Genomic DNA, 26,833 nt, shown 5'->3' with positions numbered 1-26,833 from the left:
GGCGAGCTTGGCGTGCTGCCCCAGGTCGTCCAGGGGCGACTCGGTGGTGGCCAGCACCTCGATGCCGAACCGCTCGAACAGCGCCCGGGGCCGGAACTCCGGCTCGGCCAGCCGGGCGGCCAGCTCGTCGTAGACGGCGTCGGCGGTGGCGGGGGAGAGCGGCGTGGTCACCCCGAACACGCCGGTGAAGGTGCGTTCCAGCCAGAGCCGCGACGGCGTGCCGCGGAACAGGTGCCAGTGCGCGGCGAAGCGCCGCCAGATCGTGCGCCCGTCGGCCTCCACCGGGCTGCCGTCCACGGTCGGCACCCCCAGCTGCGCCGGAGGGACGCCCTGGCTGAGCAGCATCCGGGTGAGGTAGTGGTCGGGCACGATGAGCAGCCGGGCCGGGTCGGGGAACGGCCGGTCCTCGGCGAGGATCGCCGGGTCCACGTGCCCGTGCGGGGAGATGATCGGCTGCGGCGCGGCCAGGGCGTACAGGTCCCGGGCGAGCCCGCGCACACCCGGGTCCGCGGGGAGGAGCACATCGTCAGGGGTCGGCACAGGGACTCCTCGGAGGATCAGGGCAGGGTGATCAGGTCGGCGACCCGGACCGGACCACCGGTCTCCATGCAGCGGTTGGCCGCCAGGCCGGTGAGCAGGGCGAGCGCGCCGTCACGGGCGGTGGCTGCGCGGTGCAGCGGGTCGGGCTCGCCGCCGAAGAGCACCCTCGTCATCCGGGCGTCCGCGCCGCCGTGGCCCTCGCGGGTCTGGCCCTCGACCGGGATGACGGTGGGCGGTTCCCAGAACGGGCGCAGGGTGAGGGTGGCGGCGCCGGCCTCGGTGGCGGCCTCGTCGCCGTGCAGCGCCGCGCCCTTGAGGGCGCCGGCCGCGGCGGGGCTGACGAAGTCGTTCTCGATGACCTCCAGTTCCAGTCGGCCGCGGCTGCCGTTGACCATCACCCGGTAACCCTCCCAGGGGGCGTACGCGGTGAGGTGGTAGGTCATCGTCGCGCCGTTGGTGTAGCGGGCCACCACCGCCATGTCGTCCTCGATCGTCACGCCGGGGGCGAAGACGTTACGGTCCCGTTGGTAGCCGTCCTCGGCCTCGGCGTCGAGGTAGAGCTCCCGCAGCCGAGGGTGGTCGGCCAGGCGCAGCGCGAACGGGTCGTCGGCCGCGGCGGGGGCGCCGTGTGCCCGGTCGTAGTCGCGGGCGTACCCGTGCCGGCGGCCGTTCTCGCCGTAGAAGAAGAGCCGGCCGGCGGCGTACACCTCGACCGGCTCGGCGCCGAGCCACCAGTTGACCAGGTCGAAGTGGTGGCTGGCCTTGTGCACCATCAGACCTCCGGAGGAGGCCTTGTCCCGGTGCCACCGGCGGAAGTAGTCGGCGCCGTGCCGCACGTCGAGCAGCCACTCGAAGTGCACCGACCCGATCTCGCCGACCGCCCCGCCGGCGAGCAGGCGGCGCAGCTGCTCGTGCAGGGGGTTGTAGCGGTAGTTGAAGGCGACGGTGACCTGCCGGCCGGTTTCGGCGACCGCGTCCAGGATCCGCCGGCAGCCCGGGACGTCGACGGTCATCGGCTTCTCGGTGATGACGTCGCAGCCGGCGCGCAGCGCGGCGACGATGTACTCGTCGTGGGTCGAGTCGACGGTGGTCACCAGGACCACGTCGACCCGTTCCTCGGCGAGCATGGTGGCGAAGTCGGCGGCCTGGTACGTCGGCACGGCCGGGTGGCCCAGTTCGACCAGCCACCCGTTGTGGGCGTCCATCCGCCGTTGGTTGACGTCGGCGAAGGCGACCAGCTCCGTGGTGTCCGGGTGCTCGGTCACCAGCGCGCGAACGAACATCTCGGCCCGGGCCCCGGTGCCGACCAGGGCGTGACGGCGGCGCCGCCCGGGTGGTGGTGACATGCGGTCGACCTCCCGCTCGTGCTGCAAAGGTTTGCAGCGAAGAAACCACGCGGGCGATTACCGCGTCAACGACTCAGGCCAATCCCGTGGCATTCGCCCCGATTGGTGCGGCGTGTGTGGCGGGGTGGGGGCCTCTTCGCAATCGAGCCGTGACAATGAGCCGTTGACAGTGGAGCAACCGTTTGCATTAATTGGCGGCACTGCTGTGACCGCAACCACACGCCTGACGGGGGGCCCGCTCGTGCCAGCCACCATCCGCGACGTCGCGCGGGCCTCGGGCGTGCACATCTCCACCGTGTCCCGCACCTTCTCGGCACCGCACCTGGTGAACCCGGAAACCCGGGTGCGGGTGCTGGCCTGCGCCGAGGACCTGGGCTACCGGCCGAACCGGGCGGCCCGGGCGCTGATCACCGGCCGGACGCACAACATCGGCCTGATCATCGCGGACATCGCCAACCCGTTCTTCCCGCCGCTGATCAAGGCGGCCGAGGGACAGGCCCGGCACCGCGACTACCACGTCTTCGTGGCCGACACCAACGAGGACGCGGCCGCCGAGGAGGAACTGGTCCACGCCCTGGCCAAGCAGGTGGACGGGGTGCTGCTGTGTAGCCCCCGGATGAGCAACAGCCTCATCGAGCAGGTCAGCCGGGAGGTCCCGGTGGTGGTGATCAACCGCCACGTCGCCGGCCTGCCCTGCGTGGTGATGGACGTCGGGCAGGGCGCCCGGTCCGCGATCGAGCACCTGCTCGGCCTCGGTCACCGTCGGATCGCGCTGCTCTGTGGCCCACGCGGATCCTGGACCAACCGCGAGATCCGACGGGCGGCCGGGGCTGCCGCCCGCTCCGGTGGCGCCGAACTCACCCTGCTCGGCCCCAACCCGCCCACCGAGACCGGTGGCGGTGCGCAGGCCGAGCAGGTGTGCCGTAGCGGCGTCACCGCCGTGCTCGCCTACAACGACCTGATGGCCATCGGGCTGATCGAAGGGCTTGACCAGCTCGGCCTCCGCGTGCCGGAGGACGTCAGCGTGGTCGGGGTCGACGACATCGCGCTGAGCCGGCTCACCCGCCCCAAGTTGACGACGGTGGCCACGCCGACCGCGGCCGCCGGCCGGACGGCCGTCGACATGCTGCTGCAACACGACTCCGAGCCCCGCCCGCGCGGCGGGGGACGGGCAGTGGTTGTCGGCGACCGTCGCACCACCGCACAGGTAATGCTCCAGACCGAGTTGGTCATCCGCGACTCGACCGGGCCCGTGCCGGGCTCCGGTCGAACCCGTCCCGGTGGCCTGCCGGACGGCCCGGGCCCGCATCGCCGTGCGGACCCGGGTGGCCCGGCGGGCACCACCGGTGGCGTCGTCGCCTCCTAACGCCGAGGAGTGAGCGCTGATGCACACGTCCCCCACCACCGGCTCGCCGGTCGAACCCCTCTTCCGTTCTCGGGCACCCCGCCGCCGAATCCTGCGTGGCCTGGTCGCCGCCGTGGTCGCCGCCCCGCTGATGTTCGGCGCCGCGGCCTGCGGCGACGACGGGGCCGCCACCGGTGACGACAAGGTCAAGCTCTCCATCTTCTGGTGGGGCGGCGAAGCCCGCGCCAAGCTCACCGAGGACGCCCTGGCCCTCTACACCAAGAAGAACCCGAACGTGACCTTCGAGAAGACCTGGCAGGCCAACCAGGGCTACTTCGACAAGCTGGCCACGCTCACGGCCGGCGGCAACCCGCCGGACATCTTCCAGATCGACGACAACTACCTCGCCGAGTACGCCGGCCGCAGCACGGTGCTCGACCTCACCAGCTACAAGGACTCCGGCAAGCTCGACGTGTCGAAGTTCCCCAAGAGCCTGCTGGAGTACGGCGTCGTCGACGGCAAGCTCGCCGGCGTGGCCGCCGGTGAGAACACCCAGGGCCTGGTCTACAACAAGAGCCTGCTCACCAAGAACGGCCTTCCGGAGCCGACCACCGGCATGAGCTGGGCGGAGCACATCGCCTGGGCCGAGCAGGTGGCGAAGAAGACCAAGGTCCCCGGCACCCAGGACCCGAGCGCCGACTACAAGGCGCTCTGGGTGTGGCTGCGCCAGCAGGGCAAGGACCTGTACAAGGGCAACGACCTGGGCTTCGACGAGGCGGACGTGACCAGGTGGTTCGAGTTGTGGAAGGGAGCCCGCGACCGGGGCGCCACCCCGACCCCGGACGTGATCCACGAGGGCAACTCCAGCGACATCACCAAGCAGCTCGTGGTCACCGGCAAGTCGGCGACCTCCTGGGTGTGGGTCAACCAGATGCCCGACCTGAAGAAGAACACCAAGGACGAGTTGGGCGTCGTGGCGTACCCGGGTGACCCGAGCGGCCAGTGGGCCCGAGCCTCGATGTACTGGTCGGTGTTCAAGGGAAGCAAGCACCGGGACGCCGTGGTCGACGTGATCAACTTCCTGGCCAACGACCCGGAGGCGGTGGCGCTGCTGGGCACGGATCGTGGCCTGCCCTCGAACATGGACCTGCGGGCCAAGGTCAGCGAGACCGCGACCGACCCGGCGATGAAGCAGTCCATCGCGGTCGAGACCGAGCTGGCGGCGAAGTTCGGCCCCTCGCCGCAGGTGCCGATCAAGGGCCACAGCAAGGTCAAGTCCGAGCTGGTCAAGGCCGCGGAGAACGCTCAGTACGGCCGGGTCACCCCGGCCGAGGCGGCGAAGCAGTTCCTCGCCGCCTGCAAGTCCGCGATCGCCTGACCTCGCGGCTGACGGAAAGGAGCCGGCCCGTGGCCCTCACCACGGCCCCCGGCCGGACCGGGTCCACCCGTTCCGCCCGCCCCCACGCCCCCCGGCGTGGGGCCGGGCGGAACCGGCACGGCGAAGGTCTGGCCGGCTACGTATTCCTCTCGCCCTGGCTCATCGGACTGATGGGCGTCACGGCGATCCCCATGCTGCTCTCGCTCTACCTCAGTTTCACCAACTACGACATTCTCACCCCGCTGTCCGAGGTGGAGTGGGTGGGGCTGGCCAACTACGAGCGGATGTTCACCGCCGACCCGTCGTACTGGCACGCGGTGCAGGTCACGCTCACCTTCGCGCTGGTGGCCGTCCCGTTGAAGCTCGCCGCCGCGCTCGGCGTGGCGTTGCTGCTCAACCGGGCCTGGCGCGGGGTCGGGCTGTTCCGCGGCCTGTTCTACCTGCCGTCGCTGCTCGGCGGCAGCGTCGCCCTGGCGATCGTCTGGGTGAACATGTTCAACCGGGACGGCGCGTTCAACTCGTTCCTGGCCATCTTCGGCATCGAGGGGCTGCCCTGGGTCAACGACCCGGAGTGGGCCCTGGAGACGCTGATGCTGCTGGCGATCTGGCAGTTCGGCGCCCCGATGGTGATCTTCCTGGCCGGGCTGAAGCAGGTGCCCGGCGAGCTGTACGAGGCCGCGTCAGTCGACGGGGCAAACCGGTTCCGTCAGTTCTGGCACGTCACCCTGCCGATGCTCTCCCCGGTGATCTTCTTCAACCTGGTGCTGGAGACCATCAACGGTTTCCAGGGCTTCACCGCGGCGTTCGTGCTCAGCAACGGCACCGGCGGGCCGGTCGACTCGACCCTGATGTACACGTTGCAGCTGTACATCGCCGGCTTCACCGACCTGGAGATGGGTTACGCCTCGGCGATGGCCTGGGTCTTTCTGATCGCGATCGCCTTGATCACCACGATCTTCTTCAGCACCGGGCGGTTCTGGGTGCACTACTCGGACGGGGAGCGGTGATGGTGGCGGTGACCTCGACGGCGCCCCGACAGGGCGCCCGCAAGCCGGGCGGACGGCAGGCCCTGCGGCTGGTCGTCCTGATCGTGATCGTCGCGGTCGTGCTCTATCCGCTGCTGTGGATGCTCGGCACCTCGGTCAAGTCCCAGGAGGAGATCGTCAACAACATCGGCCTGCTGCCGGAGCGGTTCACCCCGGGCAACTACACCCAGGGGTGGAACAACTTCGACCTCAGCTTCGGCCGGTTCTTCCTCAACAGCGCCATGGTCAGCCTGCTCACCGTGGTCGGCAACGCGGTCTCCTGCCTGCTGGCCGCGTACGCCTTCGCCCGGCTGCGGTTCCGGCTGCGGGGGATCTGGTTCGCCGTCATGATCGGCACCCTGCTGCTGCCCGGGCACGTGCTGATCGTGCCGCAGTACATCCTCTTCCGCAGCCTGGGCCTGGTCGGCGGCGAATGGCCGTACCTGCCGCTGCTGATCCCGCAGTACCTCGCCACCGAGGCGTTCTTCGTCTTCCTGATGGTGCAGTTCATGCGGGGCATCCCCCGCGAGCTGGACGAGGCCGCCAAGATCGACGGCGCGAGCCCGTACGGCATCTTCCGGCACGTCATCCTGCCGTTGAGTCGCCCGGCGTTGGTCACCACCGCGATCTTCTCGTTCATCTGGACCTGGAACGACTTCTTCCGCCAGCTGGTCTTCCTGTCCAGTCTGGAGGACTACACGGTGCCGGTGGCGCTGACCCTGTTCATCGACTCCACCAGCCAGAGCGCGGTCGGTCCGATGTTCGCCATGTCGGTGCTGTCGCTGCTGCCGGTCTTCCTGTTCTTCCTCGCCTTCCAGCGGATGCTCGTCGAGGGCATCAACACCAGCGGACTCAAGGGATGAACGACACCGAGCCCCGCCGGGACTGGCGGGACACCCTGCGCGACGCCACCGACCTGGCGTTGCTCGGCTTCCTCCTCGTGCTGGCCGCGCTGCCGCTGCTCACCCTCGCCCCGGCGGCGGCTGCCGCCAGCGCCGCCGTGCACGACCGGGTCGCGCACGGCGGCTGGCCGGACCTGCGCACCACGGCGGCCCGGTTCACCCGGGCGCTGCCGACCGGCGTGGCGGTGAGCGCCGTCGCGCTCGCCGCCGTCGTCGCCCTCGGCGCCGACCTGCTCGCGCTCGCCGCCGGGCGGGTGCCCGGCGGGCCGCCCGCACTGGCCGTCACCGCCCTGGTCGCCGCCGCCCTGGCCGGGTACGCCGGGCTGGTCGTCGTGGCGGTCGGCCGCACCGGCGGGCGGGGCTGGCGGGACGCGGCCCGCGCGGCGGCGCGTACCGGGCTGGACCGTCCCGGCACCTGGGCGGCGGCCAGCGGGGTGTGCGTCGTCGCCGGACTGCTCGCCGCGCTGGTCACCCCGGTGGCGGTGCCGATCCTCGCCGGGTACGCCCTGGCCGCCCTGCACGCGGTCGCCCGACCACTGGCCCGGGCGGTGACGCCGTGACCGAGGAACCCACCCTGCGGGTGGGCGACGTCGAGGTCGCCCGGTACGTGCTGCACCCCGACCTGGACCCGAGGCACGGACCCCGGCCGTACCTGCACCCGGTCCGGACCCTCGCCGGCACGCCGGTCACCGACGCGTTCCCCGCCGACCACGTATGGCACCTCGGGGCGTCCCTGGCGGTGCAGGACGTCGACGGCACCAACCTCTGGGGCGGCCGGACGTACGTGCGCGACATCGGCTACACCTGGCGGGACGACCACGGCGTGATCGCCCACACCGGCTGGGGCGACCGCGGCCCGGACCGGCTGGAGCACGAGTTGCAGTGGCGCGACCGGGACGGCCGCGTGCTGCTCACCGAGCACCGTCGGCTCGGCGCGGCGCCGGTGGCGCCGGACGTGTGGCGGCTCGACGTCGACTACACCCTCACCGCCCCCGTCGAGCGGGACGTGCACCTGGGAAGCCCGGCCACCAACGGCCGCCCCGGCGGGGCCGGTTACGGCGGCTTCTTCTGGCGGGCGGTCGCCGACGGCGAACCGTCGGTGTTCACCAACGACAACGAGGGGGAGCAGGCCGCCAACGGCAGCGCCGCGCCGTGGGTGGCGATGACCGGCGTGACGCCGGGCGGTGGAGCGTACACCCTGGTCTTCACCGGCCTGGGCTCCGGCGACCGGTGGTTCGTGCGGACCGCGATGTACCCGGGAGTCTGCGTGGCCTTCGCCTTCGACCACCCGGCCGTGGTGCCGGCCGGCGGCGACCGGCCCGGCCGGCACGCGGTCCTGGTCGCCGACGGCACCCTGGACCGGGCCAGGATCGCCGCCCTGCTGGACCGGCGGGACGGCGCATGACCGGCGGATCCGCGGCCGGGCCGGACCGGGCCGTGACCGGTGCCGGCGGACCGACTGCCGCCGCCGGACCGACCGGCGGGCCGGAGGTGGCGACCGTGGGCGAGGCGATGGTGGTGCTCACCCCCGACCCGATGGCGCCGCTGGAGCGAGCCGACCGGCTCGGCGTCTCGGTCGGCGGCGCCGAGTCCAACCTGGCCATAGCCCTTGCCGGCCTCGGGCACCGGGTCGGCTGGGTGAGCCGGGTCGGCGACGACCCGTTCGGGCGGCGGGTGGTGCGGCACGTCACCGACGCCGGGGTGGACGCCCTGGTCGAGGTCGACCCGACCGCGCCCACCGGCGTCTACCTGAAGGACCCGGGCCCGGGCGGCACCGCCGTGCACTACTACCGCTCCGGCTCCGCCGCCTCGGCGCTGGGCCCGGACGCGCTGGACGACCGGCGGCTGGCCGGCGTCCGGCTGCTGCACCTGTCCGGGGTGACCGCCGCGCTCTCGCCGACCTGTGCGGCGCTCGTAAAGTGCGCGCTGACCGACCGGCCGCTGGGCGATGCCCGGATCAGCTTCGACGTCAACCACCGGGCCCGGCTCTGGCCGGTCGCCGCCGCCGCGCCGGTGCTGCGCCGGCTCGCCGACCGGGCCGACGTGGTCCTCGTCGGGCAGGATGAGGCGGACACCCTCTGGGGGTGCGCCGACCCGGTCGCGGTGCGCGCGCTCCTGCCGGGGCCGGACCTGGTGGTGGTCAAGGACGCCGCGGTCGGCGCGACCGTGCTGCCACGCACCGGAACGGCCGTCTTCGTGCCGGCGCTGCGGGTGCCGGTACGCGAACCCGTCGGCGCCGGGGACGCCTTCGCCGCCGGTTTCCTCTCCGGGCTGCTGCGCGACCTCGAACCCCGCGACTGCCTCCGGCTCGGCCACCTCTGCGCCGCGCCCACCCTGACCGTCCCCGGGGACACCGCACCGCCCCCCGGGCGGGCGCTGGTCGACCGGCTGCTCGCCCTGCCTGCCGCAGCCTGGGCGCAGCTCGACCCGGTGGGGGCGGGACTGCTCCCCGGCACGCCGGTCGCCGCCAGCGCAGCCGAACGAGAAAGGAGCGGCGGATGACGTCGCACGACTTCGCGCCGATCTTCACCGACGCCCGGGTGATGGTGATCCTGCGCGACCTGCCGCCGACGGAGACCGCCCGCCTCGCCGAGCAGGCGTGGGAGTTGGGTATCGACGTGGTGGAGGTGCCGATCCGCACCCCGGAGGCCGGGCCGTCCCTGCGGGCAGCCGTCGAGGCCGGGCGGAGGCGGGGCCGACGGGTGGGAGCCGGCACCGTCCGCACCCCCGCCCAGGTCCGCCTGGCGGCCGACGCCGGTGCGGCGTTCACCGTCGCCCCCGGGCTCGACCTGGCGGTCGCCGACGCGGCGCTGACCTACGGCATCCCGCACCTGCCGGGGGTCGCCACCCCGACCGAGGCGCAGCGGGCCCTCGACCACGGGCTGGTCTGGCTCAAGGCGTTCCCGGCGGTGAGCCTCGGCCCGCAGTGGTTCAGGGCGATGGCCGGGCCGCTGCCGGAGCTGCGGTTCGTGGCCACCGGCGGGATCGACGCGGACAACGCGGGGGACTTCCTCGCCGCCGGGGTGAAGGTGGTCGCGGTCGGGTCGGCGCTGGCCGACCCCCGGCAGATCCCCCGGCTGGCGGAGCTGGCCGCCGCGCGCGACTGAGCCGCCGCGCGAGCCCTCGACCGGCGGGCCGGGGGCCGTGCGGTCGACCCGCGAGGGGACGGATGTACGGAGCCACCGCCGGTCTCCCACGCCCACGGCGGGCCGGTCAGCGCGGCGCCGGGCCGAGGCTCTCGCGGCGGACCAGGGTGGCGGGAAGCACCTCGACCCGGGAGAGGCCGGCGGACGGGTCGAGGGCGAGGGTCATCGCCCGGGCGCCCAACTCGACCAGGGGCAGCCGGACCGTGGTCAGCGCCGGGGTGACGTCGGCGGCCACCGGCATGTCGTCGAAGCCCACCACCGACACCTGCTCGGGCACCCGGACGCCCCGCTGCCGCAGCAGGGCCAGCGCGCCGACGGCCATCGAGTCGTTGAGCGCCACCAGCGCGGTCAGCCCGGGGCAGGCGTCCAGCAGCGTGGCGGCGGCGCGGGCCCCGCCGTCGCGGTCGAAGTCGGCGTACCGGAGGTGCTCCTCGGGCAGCGGCACACCGGCGTCGGACAGCGCGGCCCGCAGCCCGGTCAACCGGTCGGTGATCGTGGTCAGCACCCGTGGACCGGCGATCACGCCGATCTGCCGGTGCCCCTGGCGGAGCAGCTCCTCGCCGAGCAGCCGGCCGCCGAGGTCGTTGGCCGGCATCACCGCGTCGCCCGGGTGCTCGTGCCGGCCGACCACCGCCACCCGGCCGCCGGTCGCCTCGTACGCGGCCAGCTTCTCGGTGAGTCGGGTGGTGAAGTCGACGTCGTGGTAACCCGAGCCGGCCAGCACGATCGCGGCGACCTGTTGGCCGCGGAGCATCTCGACGTACTCCAGCTCGCGCTCCGGGTCGCGGTAGCTGTTGCAGATGATGACCAGCCGCCCCCGGTCGGTGGCCACCCGTTGCAGGCCCCGGGTCACCTCGGCGAAGTACGGGTCGGAGACGTCGTGCACCACCACGCCCACCACGCTGCGCTGCGGCCGGGCCAGCAGTTGGGCGTGCGCGTTCGGGACGTACCGCAGCTCGGCGACGGCGCGGAGCACCCGCTCGCGCAGCTCGTCGGCGACCGGCTTGCTGCTGCCGTTGATCACCCTGGACGCCGTGGCGGGGGAGACGCCCGCGCGGCGGGCCACGTCGGCCAACGTCGCCAACTCTCACCCCCTCTGAGGTACGCGCCAGGTGCCGCGCCCCGCGCGGTCGCGCACAGGCTACCGCAAGATCCACCGGCAAGGCTCTTGCCTGGCGCGGTGGGAGACACCTACGCTGCCCAGGAAAGCGCTTACCTGAAGCGTGACACATGAAGGGACGACCATGACCCGAAGGTCGATCGGCATCATCGTCAACGGCGTCACCGGTCGGATGGGATACCGCCAGCACCTGGTCCGGTCCCTGCTGGCCCTGCGCGAACAGGGCGGCCTGGCGCTGCCCGACGGCACCCGGATCTGGCCCGAGCCGATCCTCGTCGGCCGCGACGAGGGCCGGCTGCGCGCCGTGGCCGAGCGGCACGGGCTCACTGACTGGACCACCGACCTGAGCGCCGCGCTCGCCCGCGAGGACGCGGAGATCTACTTCGACGCGCAGGTCACCCAGCAGCGGGAGAAGGCCATTCGGCAGGCGATCGAGGCCGGCAAGCACATCTACACCGAGAAGCCCCTCGCCGAGTCCAGCGCCGCCGCGATGGAACTGGTCCGGGCCGCCGACGCGGCCGGCATCCGCACCGGCGTGGTACAGGACAAGCTGTTCCTGCCCGGCCTGCGCAAGCTGAAGCGGCTGATCGACGGCGGCTTCTTCGGCCGGATCCTCTCCGTCCGCGGCGAGTTCGGCTACTGGGTCTTCGAGGGCGACTGGCAGCCCGCCCAGCGCCCCTCCTGGAACTACCGGGTCGAGGACGGCGGGGGCATCATCATGGACATGTTCCCGCACTGGCAGTACGTGCTGGAAGAGCTGTTCGCCCCGGTGCGGGCCGTGACCTGCCTCGCCGCCACGCACATCCCGCAGCGGGTCGACGAGGCCGGCCGCAGCTACCCGGCCACCGCCGACGACGCCGCGTACGGCATCTTCGAACTCGAAGGTGGCGTCGTCGCCGCGCTCAACTCGTCCTGGTGCACCCGGGTGCACCGCGACGAACTCGTCGAGTTCCACGTCGACGGCACCGAGGGCAGCGCGGTCGCCGGGCTGCGCCGCTGCCGGGTGCAGCACCGGGCCGTCACCCCGAAGCCGGTCTGGAACCCGGACCTGCCCGCCACCGAGGACTTCCGGGCCCAGTGGACCGAGGTGCCCGACAACGAGGAGTTCGACAACGGCTTCAAGGCGCAGTGGGAGGCGTTCCTGCGGCACGTCGTGGCCGGCGACCCGTTCCACTGGGACTTCCTCGCCGGGGTGCGCGGCGTGCAGCTCGCCGAGCTGGGTCTGGAGTCCGCCCGCGAGGGGCGCCGCGTCGAGGTGCCGGAGCTGACCCGGTGAGCGCCACCGTCAACCTGCCCGGCGGCGAGACGTACCGGCTGCGCGGGGGGCGGGGCTTCCCGCGCCCCGCCGGGCCGTCGACCAGCCGGGTGGCGTACGCCGCCGCGCACGTCGTCGCCGACCCGGCCGCGGAGAACGTGCCGGGCGCCCCGGCCGCCGTCGACTGGGAGCGCACGCTGGCCTTCCGGCACCACCTGTGGTCGTACGGGCTCGGGGTGGCCGAGGCGATGGACACCGCCCAGCGCGGCATGGGGCTCGACCACCCGGCCACCCGCGAGCTGATCCGGCGCAGCGCCGCCGAGGCCCGCGCCGTGGGCGGGCGGATCGTCGCCGGGGTCGCCACCGACCAGCTCCCACCCGGCCCGAGCACGCTGCCCCTGATCACCGAGGCGTACCTCGAGCAGCTCGCCGAGGTCGCCGCCGCGGGGGCCCGGCCGGTGCTGATGTGCAGCCGGCAGCTCGCCGCGACGGCCACCGGCGCCGAGGACTACCTCCAGGTGTACGACCGGCTGCTCGCCGCCGCCGACCAGCCCGTCGTGCTGCACTGGCTCGGCGACATGTTCGACCCGGCGCTGGCCGGCTACTGGGGCTCGTCCGACCTGGACGATGCCACCGAGACCGTGTTGCAGCTGATCAAGGACCACCAGGCCCGGGTCGACGGCATCAAGGTCTCGCTGCTCGACGCCGAACGCGAGATCGACCTGCGCCGCCGGCTCCCCGAGGGGGTACGCCTCTACACCGGCGACGACTTCAACTACCCGGAGCTGATCCGGGGCGACGAGCAGGGGCACTCCGACGCGCTGCTCGGCGTCTTCGCCGCGATCGCGCCGGCCGCCGCCACCGCGCTGGCCGCGCTCGACGCCGGTGACCTGGCCACCTACGACGAGGTGTTCGCCCCGACCCTGCCGCTGGCCCGGCACCTGTTCGCCACGCCGACCTGGCACTACAAGACCGGCATCGTGTTCCTCGCCTGGCTGGCCGGGCACCAGGACCACTTCACCATGCTCGCCGGGCAGCAGGCCGGCCGCTCCCCGGCGCACCTGGCCCGGCTGCTGGTCCTGGCCGACTCCGCGGGGCTGCTGCCGGACGCCGACCTGGCCGCCACCCGGGCCCGGGCGTACTTCACCGTGGCGGGGGTGGCCCAGTGAGCGCACCCGCTCCGGTGAACCGGGTGGCTCCGGCTCCCGGCCTGGAACGGTTCTCCTTCAACCAGGCCACCGCCAAGCACTGGCCGCTGACCGACGTGGTCGCCGGCTGCGCGGCGGCCGGCGTGCCGGGGATCGGGCTGTGGCGGGAGCCGGTCCAGGAGTACGGCCTGGAACGCTCCGCCCGGCTGGTCCGCGACGCCGGGCTGGAGGTCACCTCGCTCTGCCGGAGCGGGTTCTTCACCGCCCCCGGCTGGCGGGACGAGAACCGCCGGGCCATCGAGGAGGCCGCCACCCTCGGCACCCGGGAACTGGTGCTGGTCTCCGGCGGGCTGCCGGCCGGCAGCCGGGACGTCGACGGGGCCCGGCAGGTGGTGGCCGACGCGATCGCCGAACTCGCCCCGGAGGCCGCCGCCGCCGGGGTGCGGCTGGCCATCGAACCGCTGCACCCGATGTTCTGCGCCGACCGGTGCGTGATCGCCACCCTCGGGCAGGCCCTCGACATCGCCGAACGGTTCGACCCGGGCGTGGTCGGGGTGGTGGTCGACACGTACCACATCTGGTGGGACGACACGGTCTACCAGCAGATTGCCCGCGCCGGGTCACGGATCGCCGCGTTCCAGGTGGCGGACTGGATCACCCCGCTGCCGGAGGGGGTGCTGCTCGGTCGGGGCCTGCCGGGTGAGGGCAGCGTCGAGCTGCGCCGGCTGCGGGAGGCCGTCGACGCGGCCGGCTACACCGGCCCGATCGAGGTGGAGGTCTTCCACGCCGACCTCTGGGCCCGCCCCGGTCCCGACATCCTCGCTGCCGCCACCACCGCCTACCTGACCCACGTCCCCTGATGGGAGGTACCGGGTCAGCCGTTGGCAGACTCGGTGCCTGGTAGCCGCAGGCGGGTGAGCACTCTCATCCCCTGGACCGTGTCGAGTCCTAGGGGCAGAGCGTGCCCCCGCCTGTGGTCGGGAGGCGAACGGCTGATGGGGTGTCGTGCCCGTCCGATCGGGGCGTGAGCACTGGTGGCGCACGGTGTCGGACGGGAGGGTCAACTGGTGGGGGAGCGGGTGCGGTGGTCGCGGGGGCTGACGCCGCGTACCCGGCGGAAGGCGGTGCTCAACGCGAACGGGCTGCCGTAGCCGACCTGGCGGGCCACCGCGCCGAGGGTGGCGTCCGGCTCCCGCAGCAGGTCGGCGGCGAGGCTCAACCGCCAGTCGGTCAGGAAGGTCATCGGCGGCTCGCCGACCAGTTCGGTGAAACGCCGGGCCAGGGTGGCCCGGGAGACACCCACCTCGGCGGCGAGGGAGGCCACCGTCCACTCCCGGGCGGGCTCGCCGCGCAGCAGCCGCAACGCCGGTCCGACCACCGGATCCGCGTTGGCGGCGTACCAGGAGGGGCCCTGGCCGGGCCGGTCGAACCAGTCGCGCAGCACCGCGATCAGTAGCAGGTCGAGCAGTCGGTCCAGGACCGCCTCCTGGCCGGGGCCGTCCCGGGTCACCTCCTCGGCGAGCAGGCCGACCAGCGGGCTGTGCCACTCCTGCGCGCGGACCACCAGCAGTGACGGCAACGCGCCGAGCAGCCTCCGGTTGACCTCCCCCGGGAGCTGGTACGTGCCGGTCAGCAACACCGTGTCGCCCGGAGTCCCGGTGCCCCAGGTCCGCACCCCCAGGCCCCACGTGGTGACCAGCGACTCGCCGCGCAGGGTGGTGCAGCGCTGCCCGGGGTGGACGACCACCTGCGGCGGCGTGGCCGGGTCGTCGGCGATGGTGTAGGCGTCGGGGCCGCGCAGCACCGCGACGTCCCCGGGGTGCAGCGGCTTCGCCGCGCCGCCGTCCGGCACCACCCAGGCCGTCCCCTGTACCAGGGCCACCACGGTCAGCGGCGCGCGGTCCTCGATGCGCAGCGCGAACGGCGGGTCCAGCAGCGACCGGAGCAGGAACGCACCCCGGGCCCGAGGCCCGTCGAGGAGACCGGTCAACAGATCCACAACCCAGAGGTTAGACGCTTACGAATCTTCCTGCGCGTGTGAGCCATTCAGCGTCTCACCACCGGCGGGTTCACTGGTCCACATGGCAGAACACCTGACGACACTTGTCCTCGGCGGCACCGGCAAGACCGGACGGCGGGTCGCGACCGGCCTGGCCGCGCGCGGCGTACCGTATCGGCTCGGCTCTCGGGCCGGCACGCCGCCCTTCGACTGGACCGATCCGGACACCTGGCAGCCGGTGCTGCACGGCGTCAGCGCGGTCTACCTGGCGTACCAGCCGGACCTGGCCGTTCCGGGTGCGGCGGAGACGGTCGGCGCGTTCGCTCGGCTCGCGTCCGACCACGGCGTCCAGCGGCTGGTGCTGCTCTCCGGGCGCGGCGAGCCGCAGGCGGCCGAGGCTGAGCGGGCCGTCACGGCCAGCGGCGTCCCCACCACAGTGCTGCGGGCCAGTTGGTTCGCGCAGAACTTCAGCGAGGGCTACCTGGTGGAGCCGGTGCGCGCCGGGGTGGTGGCCTTACCCGTCGGCGAAGTGCCCGAACCGTTCGTCGACGCCGACGACATCGCCGAGGCCGCCGTGGCCGCGCTCACCACCGACGCGTACGCCGGCGGAACGTACGAGCTGACCGGCTCCCGGCTGCTGACCTTTGCCGAGGCGGTCGCCGAGATCGCCACGGCCGCCGGTCGACCGGTGCGCCTGGTGCCGGTCGACGCCGGGGCGTACGCGGCCGAGCTCACCGCGGTGGGCGTCCCGGCCGACGTGGTGGCGCTGCTGACGTACCTGTTCACCGAACTCCTGGACGGCCGCAACGCCCGGCTGGGCGACGGCGTCGAGCGGATCCTCGGCCGCCCGCCACGTGACTTCCGGACGTATGCGACGCAGGCCGCCGGGGTCTGGCGGGCCTGACCCGCCGGCCGGGCTACGGTGGGGCCCCGAGCTGGTGGGAGGAGGTGGCGATGGTCCGGTGGGGCTGGTTGAGGCAGGCCGCCGTTCGGCTGCGGCAGGGCTGGGTGCCGGTGGCCGAGGCGACCCTGGCGGCGACCGTGGCGTGGCTGCTCGCCACCCGGCTGGTCGGCCATCCGCAGCCGTTCTTCGCCCCGGCCGCCGCGCTGATCGTGCTCGGTCAGGCGCGCGGGCAGCGGATGCGCCGGGCGATCGAGGTGGTGCTCGGTGTGGCCGCCGGCGTGCTCGTCGCGGACCTGGTGGTCCAGGCGCTCGGGCCGCGCAGCACCGGGACGGTCTTCACCGTCATCCTGCTGACCGTCGCGCTGGCGGTGGCGATCGGCGCGAGCAGTGTGAGCGTGGTCCAGGCCGCCGTGTCGGCGCTCTACCTGGTGGTGGTCTCCCCGCCGACCGAGTCGCTGGTGCCGTTCCGGTTCGTGGACGCGCTGATCGGTGGCGCGGTGGCGGTGGTGGCCAGCCAGCTCGTCGATGCCCGCCGGCCGCTCGCGCCGCTGGTCGCCGAGTTCCGGCGCACCTTCGACGGGATGGCCGAGGTGGTGGAGGAGGTGGCCGCCGCCCTCGCCGACCGGGACGAGGCGGCGGCCCGCGCCGCCCTGGACCGGGCTCGCGGCCTCGACGCCGGGGTGGAGCGGCTACGGACCGCCGTCCTCGCCGCCGGGGAGGCGCTGCGGCTGAACGTGCGCCGCCGCCGGCACATCGGACGGCTGCGCACCGTGGACGCCTCCGTCGCCCAGGTCGACTACGCGGTGCGCAACGTGCGCGTGCTCGCCCGGGCCGGGGTGACCTGCAACCGGCTCCCCGGCCCGGTGCCGGACGAGCTGGTCACGGCGTTGCGGGTGCTGGCGGAGGCGATCCGGGCGGCGGGCGAGGCGCTCGCCGCCGACCTCGACGGCGCGGAATCCGTCGCCGACCGGCACGCCGAGCAGGCCGACGCCGCGGCCCTGGCGGCGGTACGGGCCGTCGGGCGGCTGTTCACCCAGGGGCACACGCTGCCGCTGGCGGTGATCGTCGGGCAGGTCCGGGCCACCGCCATCGATTTGCTGCGTGGCGTACGGGCCGACGACGACGCGGCGGTGCTGGCCCGGGTCGACGAGGCGCTCGGGCTACCCCCGCTGTAGCGACCGCGTCCCCGGTGCCGCGCCGTCGACTGGGCGGTGGGGTGCCCTGGCGTGATGTCGACCCGCGACGGCAACATGGCCTGGTCCACCATGCGTTCCTGCGGCGGATGCCGTCAGCGACGAGGTCAGTTGGCCCTGCCCGGGGCCGGGCCGGTGCTGGCTCGCTGCCGCATACGGATCGGCGGGCCGGCGCGGTCCTGCTGTGCGGCGCGGGTCAGCACATCGAGCACGGCCCGGCCGAGACTGACACCGTGTTCGTGGGCGTCGATGCTCATCGCCGACAACGGTGGCACCGCCAGCTCGCACAGCGGCGAGTCGGCGAAGGCGAGCAGGCTCACCTGATCTGGTACCCGGAGGCCGGAACGCATCAGGTCCTCCTCGGCGGCTGCCGCCATGACATCGTTGTCGAAGAGGACGGCGGTCGGCGCGGGGCGGCCGGCGAGCAGTTCGCGGGTGGCTCGCACGCCAGCCTCGGCGCTGTAGTCGGCCTCGACGATCCGCACCCGCAGGCCGAGGTGCTCGGCCGCCGCGTGCATGGCGGCGGTGCGCTCGGCGGTATGCACCAGCCCGGCCGGTCCGCTGACCCGGCCGATCACCCGGTGATCGAGGGTGACCAGCAGGTCGATCGCCGCAGTCATCGCGCCTGCGTCGTCGGTGACCACGCAGGGGAGCTTCGCCGGCCCGGTGTAGCGGCCGGCGAGTACGGCCGGTAGGCCCAGCGCCGCCAGCGTCTCCGGGCGGACGTCGACGTGCACGATGTTGGCCACGACCACTGCCTCGACGGTGCCTTCACCCGCCCAGCGCCGGTAGGTCGCCAACTCCGCCGCCAGGTCGGTGACCACGAGCAACAGCACGCCGGCGCCGGTCGGCGCGAGGACCTGCTCCATGCCGGCGATCAGCTCCATGAAGAAGGGCTCGACACCGACCTGGGCGGCGTTCTCGGTCAGCACGAGGCCGATCAGGCGGGTACCCGTCGTGGTGTGCACGGCCGGCTTCAGTCCTCCGGGGACACCGGGCCGCCGACGGCGCGCACGGCCCAGCCCGAGTGGGGGTCGTTTCTGATCATCGATCGTGTCCCGTCGTTTCAGGGGGAACTGCCGGCCCTATATTCTTAAGTAACTGAAAGAAGGTCGTCAACGGCGCGAACAGCACGAAGGAGATCCATGGCTGACTATGCGCCGGTCGGCCGCAGCCGGCGGACGGGCGCCCGGGAGAGCATCCTCGACGCCATCCGCTCCGCGGAGCCGCTGAGCCGCGTCGAACTGGCCTCCATGACCGGGCTGACCGAGGCCGCGGTGTCGATGACCGTCCGCCGGCTGATCGAGGAGGGCCTGGTCCGAGAGACCGGCCGCAGTCCCACCGGCGGCAAGCCGCGCACACTGCTGCGCCTCGATCCGGTCGCGCGAGTCGCGGTGGGCATCCACCTCGACGAGGACACCACGACGTACGTGCTCACCGGCCAGACCGGCGGGGTGATCTCCCGGCTGGCCCGGCCCGCGCTGGCCGGCGCCGACCCGGACACCCTGGTGCGGGGACTCGCCGCCGACGTTGCCGTGCTCATCGACGCCTCGGGCGTGGACCCGGCGCGGTGCCTGGGCGTCGGCGTCGTCTGGCCCGGCCCACAAGGACCCGGGGTGCATCCCGAGCAGGCGCCGATCCACCTGCGCGGCTGGCGCGGGGACGACCTCGACCGGCGGCTCGCGGCGGCCACCGGGATGCAGGTGCTGGTCGAGAACGACGCGACGGCCGCGGCGGTTGGGGAGTACTGGGTCGCCCGGGTCGGACCGACCCGCGCCTTCGCCGCGCTCTACATGGGCAGCGGCATCGGGGCGGGCATCGTCATAGACGGCGTCGCGCTGCGCGGCGCCCAGGCCAACGCCGGCGAGTTCGGCCATCTGTGTCTGCAGGTCGACGGCTTGCCGTGCTGGTGCGGCAGCAGCGGCTGCCTCGAAGTGCTCGCCGGTCCACAGGTCGTTGTCGGGGCGGCGCTGGCCGATCCGGTGGCCGCCGGCGAGGCGGGCCTGGACAGGGCCAGCGCCCGGCGTAGTGTGGCGGCCGACTTCGCCGCCGTCGCCCGTGCGGCCCGTGCCGGCGCCCCCGCCTGCCGGGCGCTACTCGACGACTCGGCACGCTACGTGGCCGCGGCAGCGGAGTCGGTGGTCAATCTGCTCGACATCGACCTGCTCGTGCTCACCGGTCCCGGCTTCGCCGCGGCGTCCTTCGTCTACGGCCCGGCGATCACGTCGCGCATCGCCGCCGCGGACGCCCGCACCTGGCACCGCTCGGTGTCCGTGACAGTGTCGCTGGCCGCGGCGACCGCGTCGGCGACCGGGGCGGCCGCCGTGGTGCTGCAGTCCAGCATGCGCCGCTGACAGGTACCTGCGGCCTGCTCATCCCCCGCGCAGTTCGCTGAGCCTGCGCTCCGGATTCGGCGCGGCGGCGGCGAGCGTCTTCGTGTACTCGTGCTGGGGCCGGAGAATGACCTCGTCGGCGTCGCCCCGCTCGACGATCCGGCCCCGGTACATGACCAGGATCTCGTCGGCGAAATGCCGGGCCGTGGCCAGGTCGTGGGTGATGTAGAGCAGGCCGAGATCCTCTTCGCGCTGCAGCGTCGCCAGCAGGTTCAGCACGCCGAGTCGGATGGAGACGTCCAGCATGGACACCGGCTCGTCGGCGATGAGAACGCCGGGTCCGGGTGCCAGTGCCCGGGCGATGGCGACGCGCTGGCGCTGGCCGCCGGACAACTGGTGCGGCCGGCGGGCGGCGACGTTCTCGGCGGGGGTCAGCCGGACGCGCTCCAGCAGGTGCAGGACGCGGCGGTGCACCTCGTCGCTGGCCAGTTTCGGGTGGTGCAGGCGGATCGGGCGTTCGAGGTGATGTTCGACGGTGTGGTACGGGTTGAGCGAGGCGAACGGATCCTGGAACACCATCTGCACGGTGCGGCGGTAGCGCCTCAGTCCGCCGCCCCGCCGCTGCACCGGCTTGCCGTCGACCAGGATCCGGCCCGCGGTGGGGCGTTCGAGCTGCAGCAGAAGCTTGGCGATGGTCGACTTGCCGCTGCCGCTCTGCCCGACGAGCGCGACCGTCCGTCCCGGCTCCAGGGTGAAGCTGACGTCGTCGACCGCCCGCAGCGTGCCGCCGCGCAGGCCCCGCCGGAGGTGGTAGTTCTTCACCAGGTGCTCGGCCGTCAAGGTGGTCACGCGGTGCTCCCTGCGTCCGGATCGTCGAGTCGGACCGCGTCGAGGGCCAGCAGCCGCTCGTCCATTCCGCCGCGCACGAAGGACCCGCGCTCGCCGGTCAGGCTGGGGAAGGATGCCAAAAGTTGCTTGGTGTAGTCGTGCTGCGGGTCGGTGTAGAGGCTCAGCGCGTCGCCGAACTCCACCACCTCGCCGGCGCGCATCACCGCGATCCGGTCGCTGATCTCCAGCAGCAGCGGCAGGTCGTGGGTGATGAAGATGACGGCGAAACCCAGTTCGTCGCGCAGCCGGGTGATCTCGCGCAGGATCTCGCGCTGGACGACGACGTCCAGCGCGGTCGTCGGCTCATCCATGATCATGACCTGCGGTTCCAGCGCCATCGCCATGGCGATCATGACGCGCTGGCGCATCCCGCCGGAGAGCTCGTGGGGGTACGCGCGCAGCCGGGCGGGGTCCACGCCGACCCGCTCGAGCAGTTCGGCGCACCGCCTGCGGCGCTCGCGCCGGCCCATCTCGGGACGGTGCGTGGTGAAGACGTCCTCGAGTTGGTCCCGGATCGAGATGACCGGGTTAAGGGAGTTCATCGCCCCCTGGAAGACCATGGAGATCTTGTCCCACCGGGTGGCCCGCAACTCCTCGGCGCGCAGCAGGTTCCAGTCGATCTCGATGCCCTCGCGGGAGTGGAACACCGCCCGGCCGGAGACGATCACCGCCGGCGGCTTGAGCAGCCGCACGATGCCGTACGCGAGTGTGCTCTTGCCGCAGCCGCTCTCCCCGGCGAGGCCGAGCACCTCGCCCCGGCGCAGTGTGAGCGAGACGTTCTTCACCGCGTGCACGACCGGATTTACGAGGTAGTCGACGCTGAAGTTCTCGATGGTCAGGACCGGCGCCGACACCACGGGCCGGACCGGCGGCGCTGGCATCGCTCCGCTCACAGCACTGCCTCTGTTCGCGACTGCGGGGCTCGCAAACCCGGCTCACTCCTCGCGCTCACGGCATTGCCTCTGTTCGCGACTGCGGGGCTCGCAAACCCGGCTCACTCCTCGCGCTCACAGGGTGGCCTCCTTGGCGGTCTCCAGCTGTTTGCGGGACATGACCCAGCCGCGGCGGGCGGATCGGGTCTGGTTGCGCAGCTTGGGGTTGATGATCTCGTCGATCGAGAAGTTGATCAGCGACAACGCCGCGCCGAACAGCGCCAGCAGGAGACCCGGTGGCACGAACCACCACCACGCGCCGAGCCGCAGCGCGAGGCCGTTCTGGGCGTAGTAGAGCATCGTGCCCCAGCTGATCGAGCCGCTCGCGCCGAGGCCGAGATAGGCGAGGCCGGCCTCGCCGAGGATGGCGAAGATGACGGCGAACACCACCTGCGAGGCCAGCAGCGGAATCAGGTTGGGCAGGATCTCGACCGCGAGGATACGCCAGCGTTTCTCCCCGGCCACCCGTGAGGCCAGCACGTAGTCGCGGTTGCGCAGGCTCAGCGTGTACCCGCGCAGCACCCGTGCCGAACCGGCCCAGCCGGTGAGGGAGAGCACCAGCGCGACCAGCCACAGACTCTTGTCCGGCACGTAACTGGAGATCACGATCACCAGGGGCAACCCGGGGATGACCAGCATGATGTTGGTGCACAGCGAGAAGAACTCGTCCACCCAGCCGCCCGCGTAGGCACCCACCACGCCGAAGAACCCGGACAGCAGCAGGGTGAGCACGCCGACGATCGCGCCGATGGTCAGCGAGCCGCGGGTGGCGTACGCCAGCTGGGCCAGCACGTCCTGGCCGGTCTGGGTGGTGCCCATCAGGTGCGCACCGCTGGGTCCGGTCAGGCCGATGTCGTCGACCCGGGCCGGATCCTGCACGACGAACGGGCCGAGCAACCCGAAGAGCACGATCGCGCCGCTGATGATCAGGCCGGTGGCGAGCTTGGCCGTCATCGGCGGCAGGCCGAGCCGACGCCGCCGGGTGGGTTGCGGCGCCGAGCCGGCGGGGAGGCCGACGGGACCGGCGGCCTGGGTGGTCAATGCCACGTCATTGGTCCTTTCCGACGCCGGTCAGGTCCGTGCTCGGGTTCGCGGGTCGATGACCGAGTACAGGAGATCGACCAGCAGGTTGGCGCCGAGCACGGAGAGCGTGATGACCAGGAAGATGCCCTGCATCAGCGCGTAGTCGTTACTGCCGACCGCCTGCAGCAGCGCCGAGCCGATCCCGGGGTACGAGAACACCGTCTCGGTGACGATCGAGCCGGCCACGACGAAACCCAGCGAGATCGCGAAGCCCGAGATCGACGGGAGGATGGCGTTGCGTGCCGCGTACGTGCGCATGATCCGGCCCGGCCGCAGGCCCTTGGCCTCGGCCGTGAGCAGGTAGTCTTCGGACAGCGTCGAGACCATCATGTTGCGCATGCCGAGCATCCAACCGCCGACCGACGAGATGATGATCGTCAGCGCTGGCAGCGTGCCGTGATAGAGGACCGAGCCGATGAACTCCGCGTTCCAGCCGGGCACCGTGTCGTAGATGTCGTAGCCGCCGTTCAGCGGAAAGACCGGCCACACGCTGCCGAATGCGAAGAGCAGGATCAGCGCCAGCCAGAAGTACGGCACCGACTGGAACATCGTGGTCACCGGGATCAGGTTGTCCAGCCACGACCCGCGTTTCCACCCGGCGACGGTGCCGAGCCCGATGCCCAGCAGGAACGAGATGACCGTCGCCAGGCCGATGAGCCCGATCGTCCACGGCAGCGTCTGGCCGATGATCGAGGTGACCGGCGCGGGGAAGTACGACACCGACAGGCCCAGGTCCCCATTGGCGAGGTTGCGCAGGTAGTCGACGTACTGCACGAGCAGGGGCCGGTCGGTGTCGGTGCCGAGCAGCGCCTCGATGGACGACCTGGTCTCCGGGGTCACCGGTCCCCGCTGGCCGAGCTTGGCGATGAGCAGTGAGACCGGGTCGCCCGGCATGAGCCGGGGGATGACGAAGTTCACCGTGAGTGCCGCCCACAGGGCGATCACGTAGAACCCGACCTTCCGCAGGAGGTGGCGCACGTCGGCCGCCGACGCCGCTCAGCCGACCGGCTTCAGGGAGGTCAGGACGATGCCGCTGTCCCACGACTTCCAGGTGGCCGGGAAGGCGTACTTGTTGTCGTTGGTCGGCCATCCGGTCGCCCGGCTGGTGTTGAACTGGGTCAGCGTCGAGTTCACGTAGATCGGGATGTACGGCAGGTCCTGGACGATCTGCGCCTGGATCGTGGCGTACTGCTGCTTCTGCGCGTTCTCGTCGTTGGTCGCCGCGGCGGCCGCGACGGCCTGGTCGACCGTGGGGTTGCGGTAGCGGGCGTAGTTGCCGGAGTTGCCGGCCGGCTCGCCGACCTTCGCCGTGGTGGCCGAGGTGTAGCGCGCGTTGTAGGTGAAGTACGGGTTGGACGACGCGCCCAGGCCGATCGAGTCGAGCGACAACTGGAAGTTGCCCTGCACCTGGTTGTTGTTCCACTCGTTCGAGGACAGCTGGGTGGGCTTCAGTTCGATGCCGACCTCCTTGAACTGCTGCGCCATCGCGTCGTTGAGCGAGATGAAGTCACTCCAGCCGGTCACGGTCTGGATCCGCATCGACAGCCGCTCGCCGCCCTTGGTGCGGATGCCGTCGGCACCCCTGACCCAGCCGGCCGCATCCAGAACCTGGTTGGCCTTGGCGATATCGGGGCCGCCCGGGGTCTTGAGGTTGGCCGGATCCGCGACCCACTTCTGGTCGCGATCGGGCAGCAGCAGCGTCGGCGAGGCCGTCCCGGCGTAGCCGCCACCGGCCAGCTTGTTGAGCTGGTCGCGGTTGAGCGCGTGGTACATGGCCTGGCGTACGGCCCGGTCGGTCTGCGGACCCTTGCAGCCCATGGCCGCGTTCGAGCAGGTGAAGATCGACGCCGTGAGGGCCGGCGTGTTGACATAGGCGAGGTTCTTGTGGCCCGCGATGATCTTGTCGAGGTCCGGGATGTACGCGCTCATCCAGTCCACCTGGCCCGCGGTCAGGGCGGCGCTCGCCGCGTCGGCGGTGGCCAGGGTGATGTAGCGGACCGTCTGGATCTCCGGCTTGCCCGGCTGCCAGTAGTTCGGGTTCTTCTCCATCACGAAACCCTGCGCGTTCAGCGACTTGAGCTGGTACGGGCCGGTGCCGACCGGTTTGGGGTTGGTGGTCTTCGCCGGGTCGCTGATCTTGCTCCAGACATGTTCCGGAATGATCGCCGTGCCGCCCAGGATGGCCGGTTCGGTGGTGAAGGAGGTGGTCGGGAACGTCAGCACGACGGTCTTGTCGTCGGTGGCGTTCGCCGAGGTGTGCGCGAGACCGCTGCTGTTGATCGCCTTGTTCTTGCGGATCAGTTCGAAGGTGAAGGCGACGTCCTTGGCGGTGAACGGCTGACCGTCGGACCACTTGACGCCCTCGCGTGTGGTGATCGTCAGCTGCGTGCCGGCGGTGTCCCAGGAGTATGCGGTCGCCAGCATCGGCCGCGGCGCGACGTCGCTGGCCAGGTTGTAGTAGTAGAGCGCCTCGTGGATGACGCCCAGCGTGGGCTGCAGCTGCGTGGGTGAGAACGGGTTCCAGTTCTCGACGATGGTGGCGGCAGTCCCATTGATGCTGATGGAGCTGCCTGCGGCGTTGTCGGGGGAGTCGTCGGAGCACGCGGTGATCGTGAGCGCCGCCGCAGTGGACACGACGGTGAAGAAACCGAGGCGCCGGACCAGGCGTCGCGAAAAGAGTGGCATCAGTAGATCCCTCTGTCGGATCGCCGTGGCGAAGCGGCGATGCTTCGGGGCGGGCCGCGCCGGCTCGTCAAGCCATTATTAAGCTGCTTAAGTTTAGGATGTCAAGTAACGATGTCGATGGCTGTACCCCAGGGGCGGTCGGCTGGGCAGTAAAGAAGGCCATCGATGCTCGGCAGTGCTGGGACGGCTCGGGGCGCCCGAAGTGCAACGACGGCGCCGACGGCCTGGTCACCTCGACGCCGTCATCACCGGGCCTGGCAGGACAAGCTCCCCTGGTGCCGCATCGCGGACCGGCCGGTGAGGTGCGCCCACCGGGCAACGCCGTCTCGCGCGGCGGCGGACCCCGGCAGCGAGGTGGTCGTGCGGCGGCGCGGAAACGGGCGGCGAGGTGCTCGCGCGGCGCGAAACGGGGCGGGCCTCAGGCGCTCGTGCGGCGGACCAGCGCGGAGGGGAACGAGGTCACCGGCGGGACGGGCCGGCCGTGCAGCACGGCGGTGGCCGCCGCGGCGGCGATCGGCCCGACCGGGTGGCTGGCCGTGGTGAGGGCCGGCGTGTTCAGCGCGGCCTGCGGGATGTCGTCGAACCCCGCGACCGCGATGTCGGCGGGCACCCGAACGCCGGTCTCCCCGAGCCCGGCGATCACCCCCAACGCGGTCAGGTCGCTGACCGCGAAGACGGCGTCGGTGTCGGGCCACCGGGCCAGTAGCTCCCCGGCCGCCGCCCGGCCCCGCCCGGCGGTGAAGTCACCAGGGACCAGGCGGACCGGCAACCCGGCCTCGCGCATGATCCGCCGGTAGGCCCCGACGGCGCGGCCGGCGCAGGACAGCCATCGGGGGCCGGTCACCATCGCGATCCGGCGGCGACCGGCGGCGTACAGGTGGCGGACGACCTGACCAGCCCCGCTCGCGTTGTCCACGTCGAAGGAGGGCACCGTCGGGGAGCCGATGCCGATCGAGGCGACCCGGCCCCGCAGCCCGGGCGGGATCGAGTCGAGCAGTGGCTCGGTGGCGTTCACCAGCACCACGCCGGCGACGCCGCGGTCCTGCGCGATCCGCGCCAACGCGGCCGAGCCGTGCAACGGCAGCCAGTGCAGTACCACCCCCACCGGGTACGACGCGCAGGCCCGCGCGGCGGCGCCGACCACCCGGTCGACGTACGGGTCGTCCAGCACGGCGGCGGTGACGCCGGAGACCGCCACCACCAGCCGGACGCCGCCGCCGCCGCGCACCAGTGCCCGGGCCGTCGCGTTCGGCACGTACCCGAGGCGGTTGACGGCGGCCAGCACCCGGTCCCGAGCAGCTGGCGAGGCGAATCCGGAGCCCGCGACGACACGGGACGCGGTCGAGCGGGACACGTCCGCGAGCCGGGCCACGTCGTCCAGGGTGGCCGGGCGGTGCGGCGAAGTCATGAGGTCCTCCACGTCGTGGTCGAGACGGCTGGGAGCGCTCTCCCACCACATTAATGCCCCCGTCGGGCGCTGTCCCATAAGGGGCGCAAAGGGTTTGTGCTGGTAGCGCTTCCAGGTGTGCGATGGTCGGGCACCACACCGACGAGAGGAATCCCGTGAGGTCAGCCGACCCGGTCACCGCACCACCCGCCCCCGCCGTACCC

25 protein-coding genes are annotated in these 26,833 nt (G+C 72.4%); 14 read left to right on the top strand and 11 right to left on the bottom strand.

The window, feature by feature from the left end; genetic code table 11:
* Both E1193_RS14340 and E1193_RS14335 read right to left on the bottom strand, forming a co-directional pair.
* On the bottom strand, positions 1-540 hold a 540-nt coding region (locus E1193_RS14340; protein ID WP_207922699.1), incomplete at its 3' end, for a glucuronate isomerase.
* 17 nt (positions 541-557) lie between these two features.
* Complete coding sequence (locus tag E1193_RS14335) at positions 558-1,886, bottom strand: Gfo/Idh/MocA family oxidoreductase (protein ID WP_132183690.1); 1,329 nt, start codon at positions 1,884-1,886, stop codon at positions 558-560.
* A 241-nt stretch (positions 1,887-2,127) separates the two neighbouring features.
* On the opposite strand from E1193_RS14335, the gene E1193_RS14330 reads away from it, so the two are divergent.
* From E1193_RS14330 to E1193_RS14295, 8 genes are read left to right on the top strand one after another with little or no spacing between them, the layout of a single operon-like run.
* Positions 2,128-3,252 carry a LacI family DNA-binding transcriptional regulator gene (locus tag E1193_RS14330; protein ID WP_132183689.1) on the top strand — a complete coding sequence of 375 codons (1,125 nt, stop codon included), beginning with the start codon at positions 2,128-2,130 and terminating at the stop codon, positions 3,250-3,252.
* Between the two features lie 19 nt (positions 3,253-3,271).
* Positions 3,272-4,609 carry an extracellular solute-binding protein gene (locus E1193_RS14325; protein ID WP_132183688.1) on the top strand — a complete coding sequence of 446 codons (1,338 nt, stop codon included), beginning with the start codon at positions 3,272-3,274 and terminating at the stop codon, positions 4,607-4,609.
* 29 nt (positions 4,610-4,638) lie between these two features.
* A complete protein-coding gene (locus E1193_RS14320) occupies positions 4,639-5,616 on the top strand; it encodes a sugar ABC transporter permease (RefSeq protein WP_132183687.1) in 978 nt (325 codons plus the stop codon).
* Positions 5,616-6,497 carry a carbohydrate ABC transporter permease gene (locus E1193_RS14315; RefSeq protein ID WP_132183686.1) on the top strand — a complete coding sequence of 294 codons (882 nt, stop codon included), beginning with the start codon at positions 5,616-5,618 and terminating at the stop codon, positions 6,495-6,497. Before E1193_RS14320 ends, E1193_RS14315 begins: the two co-directional genes overlap by 1 nt.
* Positions 6,494-7,096 carry a hypothetical protein gene (locus tag E1193_RS14310; RefSeq protein ID WP_132183685.1) on the top strand — a complete coding sequence of 201 codons (603 nt, stop codon included), beginning with the start codon at positions 6,494-6,496 and terminating at the stop codon, positions 7,094-7,096. The genes E1193_RS14315 and E1193_RS14310 overlap by 4 nt, the downstream gene beginning before the upstream one ends.
* Complete coding sequence (locus E1193_RS14305; RefSeq protein WP_132183684.1) at positions 7,093-7,941, top strand: PmoA family protein; 849 nt, start codon at positions 7,093-7,095, stop codon at positions 7,939-7,941. Before E1193_RS14310 ends, E1193_RS14305 begins: the two co-directional genes overlap by 4 nt.
* The gene (locus tag E1193_RS14300) at positions 7,938-9,038 is read left to right on the top strand and encodes a sugar kinase (protein WP_132183683.1); all 1,101 of its coding nucleotides are present in this window, start codon (positions 7,938-7,940) and stop codon (positions 9,036-9,038) included. Before E1193_RS14305 ends, E1193_RS14300 begins: the two co-directional genes overlap by 4 nt.
* A complete protein-coding gene (locus E1193_RS14295; protein ID WP_132183682.1) occupies positions 9,035-9,643 on the top strand; it encodes a bifunctional 4-hydroxy-2-oxoglutarate aldolase/2-dehydro-3-deoxy-phosphogluconate aldolase in 609 nt (202 codons plus the stop codon). The genes E1193_RS14300 and E1193_RS14295 overlap by 4 nt, the downstream gene beginning before the upstream one ends.
* Before the next feature lie 106 nt (positions 9,644-9,749).
* Here E1193_RS14295 and E1193_RS14290 read toward each other — a convergent pair whose 3' ends face one another.
* Complete coding sequence (locus E1193_RS14290) at positions 9,750-10,766, bottom strand: LacI family DNA-binding transcriptional regulator (RefSeq protein ID WP_132183681.1); 1,017 nt, start codon at positions 10,764-10,766, stop codon at positions 9,750-9,752.
* Between the two features lie 160 nt (positions 10,767-10,926).
* Here E1193_RS14290 and E1193_RS14285 point away from each other — a divergent pair, with 160 nt between their 5' ends.
* From E1193_RS14285 to E1193_RS14275, 3 genes are read left to right on the top strand one after another with little or no spacing between them, the layout of a single operon-like run.
* Positions 10,927-12,078, top strand: a complete 1,152-nt coding sequence (locus E1193_RS14285) for a Gfo/Idh/MocA family oxidoreductase (RefSeq protein WP_132183680.1) — start codon at positions 10,927-10,929, stop codon at positions 12,076-12,078.
* On the top strand, positions 12,075-13,226 hold the full coding sequence (locus E1193_RS14280) for a dihydrodipicolinate synthase family protein (RefSeq protein WP_132183679.1): 1,152 nt from the start codon (positions 12,075-12,077) through the stop codon (positions 13,224-13,226). Before E1193_RS14285 ends, E1193_RS14280 begins: the two co-directional genes overlap by 4 nt.
* Before the next feature lie 41 nt (positions 13,227-13,267).
* Positions 13,268-14,065, top strand: coding sequence for a sugar phosphate isomerase/epimerase family protein (locus E1193_RS14275; protein WP_132183693.1), 798 nt, complete (start codon positions 13,268-13,270; stop codon positions 14,063-14,065).
* 200 nt (positions 14,066-14,265) lie between these two features.
* Here the strand turns inward: E1193_RS14275 and E1193_RS14270 are convergent, their stop codons facing one another.
* On the bottom strand, positions 14,266-15,204 hold the full coding sequence (locus E1193_RS14270) for an AraC family transcriptional regulator (RefSeq protein ID WP_132183678.1): 939 nt from the start codon (positions 15,202-15,204) through the stop codon (positions 14,266-14,268).
* A gap of 82 nt (positions 15,205-15,286) precedes the next feature.
* Between E1193_RS14270 and E1193_RS14265 the strand changes: the two genes are divergently transcribed.
* A complete protein-coding gene (locus tag E1193_RS14265; protein ID WP_132183677.1) occupies positions 15,287-16,108 on the top strand; it encodes an NAD(P)H-binding protein in 822 nt (273 codons plus the stop codon).
* A 50-nt stretch (positions 16,109-16,158) separates the two neighbouring features.
* On the top strand, positions 16,159-17,283 hold the full coding sequence (locus E1193_RS14260) for an FUSC family protein (RefSeq protein WP_132183676.1): 1,125 nt from the start codon (positions 16,159-16,161) through the stop codon (positions 17,281-17,283).
* A 125-nt stretch (positions 17,284-17,408) separates the two neighbouring features.
* Here E1193_RS14260 and E1193_RS14255 read toward each other — a convergent pair whose 3' ends face one another.
* Positions 17,409-18,269 (bottom strand): substrate-binding domain-containing protein, encoded by an 861-nt coding sequence (locus E1193_RS14255; RefSeq protein WP_243707617.1) that lies wholly within the window; start codon positions 18,267-18,269, stop codon positions 17,409-17,411.
* A 177-nt stretch (positions 18,270-18,446) separates the two neighbouring features.
* On the opposite strand from E1193_RS14255, the gene E1193_RS14250 reads away from it, so the two are divergent.
* A complete protein-coding gene (locus E1193_RS14250) occupies positions 18,447-19,655 on the top strand; it encodes an ROK family transcriptional regulator (protein ID WP_132183675.1) in 1,209 nt (402 codons plus the stop codon).
* Between the two features lie 18 nt (positions 19,656-19,673).
* Here E1193_RS14250 and E1193_RS14245 read toward each other — a convergent pair whose 3' ends face one another.
* The 6 genes from E1193_RS14245 to E1193_RS14220 all read right to left on the bottom strand — a co-directional run bounded on the left by E1193_RS14245 (position 19,674) and on the right by E1193_RS14220 (position 26,630).
* Positions 19,674-20,483, bottom strand: coding sequence for an ATP-binding cassette domain-containing protein (locus E1193_RS14245; protein ID WP_132183674.1), 810 nt, complete (start codon positions 20,481-20,483; stop codon positions 19,674-19,676).
* Entirely contained in the window at positions 20,480-21,403 is a 924-nt protein-coding gene (locus E1193_RS14240) for an ABC transporter ATP-binding protein (protein WP_132183673.1), read from the bottom strand. Before E1193_RS14240 ends, E1193_RS14245 begins: the two co-directional genes overlap by 4 nt.
* A 126-nt stretch (positions 21,404-21,529) precedes the next feature.
* On the bottom strand, positions 21,530-22,501 hold the full coding sequence (locus E1193_RS14235) for an ABC transporter permease (RefSeq protein WP_207922698.1): 972 nt from the start codon (positions 22,499-22,501) through the stop codon (positions 21,530-21,532).
* Positions 22,502-22,525: 24 nt separating this feature from the next.
* Positions 22,526-23,515: an ABC transporter permease gene (locus E1193_RS14230; protein WP_132183672.1), complete on the bottom strand. Its 990-nt coding sequence runs from the start codon at positions 23,513-23,515 to the stop codon at positions 22,526-22,528.
* 18 nt (positions 23,516-23,533) lie between these two features.
* Positions 23,534-25,222: an ABC transporter substrate-binding protein gene (locus E1193_RS14225; RefSeq protein WP_132183671.1), complete on the bottom strand. Its 1,689-nt coding sequence runs from the start codon at positions 25,220-25,222 to the stop codon at positions 23,534-23,536.
* 418 nt (positions 25,223-25,640) lie between these two features.
* Positions 25,641-26,630, bottom strand: coding sequence for a LacI family DNA-binding transcriptional regulator (locus E1193_RS14220; protein WP_132183670.1), 990 nt, complete (start codon positions 26,628-26,630; stop codon positions 25,641-25,643).
* Positions 26,631-26,833: the final 203 nt, after the last annotated feature.

It is taken from the genome of Micromonospora sp. KC606 (assembly GCF_004348675.1).
GTDB lineage: Bacteria > Actinomycetota > Actinomycetes > Mycobacteriales > Micromonosporaceae > Micromonospora.
Note: the sequence above shows the minus strand (reverse complement) of the source record. Positions and strands in the feature narration are given on the sequence as shown.

What these genes read in the sequence shown, in the direction of transcription:
- E1193_RS14335 (WP_132183690.1), bottom strand. Translation starts at nt 1,886, where the DNA reads ATGTCACCACCACCCGGGCGGCGCCGCCGTCACGCCCTGGTCGGCACC.
- E1193_RS14325 (WP_132183688.1), top strand. Translation starts at nt 3,272, where the DNA reads ATGCACACGTCCCCCACCACCGGCTCGCCGGTCGAACCCCTCTTCCGT.
- E1193_RS14315 (WP_132183686.1), top strand. Translation starts at nt 5,616, where the DNA reads ATGGTGGCGGTGACCTCGACGGCGCCCCGACAGGGCGCCCGCAAGCCG.
- E1193_RS14310 (WP_132183685.1), top strand. Translation starts at nt 6,494, where the DNA reads ATGAACGACACCGAGCCCCGCCGGGACTGGCGGGACACCCTGCGCGAC.
- E1193_RS14300 (WP_132183683.1), top strand. Translation starts at nt 7,938, where the DNA reads ATGACCGGCGGATCCGCGGCCGGGCCGGACCGGGCCGTGACCGGTGCC.
- E1193_RS14295 (WP_132183682.1), top strand. Translation starts at nt 9,035, where the DNA reads ATGACGTCGCACGACTTCGCGCCGATCTTCACCGACGCCCGGGTGATG.
- E1193_RS14285 (WP_132183680.1), top strand. Translation starts at nt 10,927, where the DNA reads ATGACCCGAAGGTCGATCGGCATCATCGTCAACGGCGTCACCGGTCGG.
- E1193_RS14265 (WP_132183677.1), top strand. Translation starts at nt 15,287, where the DNA reads ATGGCAGAACACCTGACGACACTTGTCCTCGGCGGCACCGGCAAGACC.
- E1193_RS14260 (WP_132183676.1), top strand. Translation starts at nt 16,159, where the DNA reads ATGGTCCGGTGGGGCTGGTTGAGGCAGGCCGCCGTTCGGCTGCGGCAG.
- E1193_RS14250 (WP_132183675.1), top strand. Translation starts at nt 18,447, where the DNA reads ATGGCTGACTATGCGCCGGTCGGCCGCAGCCGGCGGACGGGCGCCCGG.
- E1193_RS14240 (WP_132183673.1), bottom strand. Translation starts at nt 21,403, where the DNA reads ATGCCAGCGCCGCCGGTCCGGCCCGTGGTGTCGGCGCCGGTCCTGACC.
- E1193_RS14225 (WP_132183671.1), bottom strand. Translation starts at nt 25,222, where the DNA reads ATGCCACTCTTTTCGCGACGCCTGGTCCGGCGCCTCGGTTTCTTCACC.
- E1193_RS14220 (WP_132183670.1), bottom strand. Translation starts at nt 26,630, where the DNA reads ATGACTTCGCCGCACCGCCCGGCCACCCTGGACGACGTGGCCCGGCTC.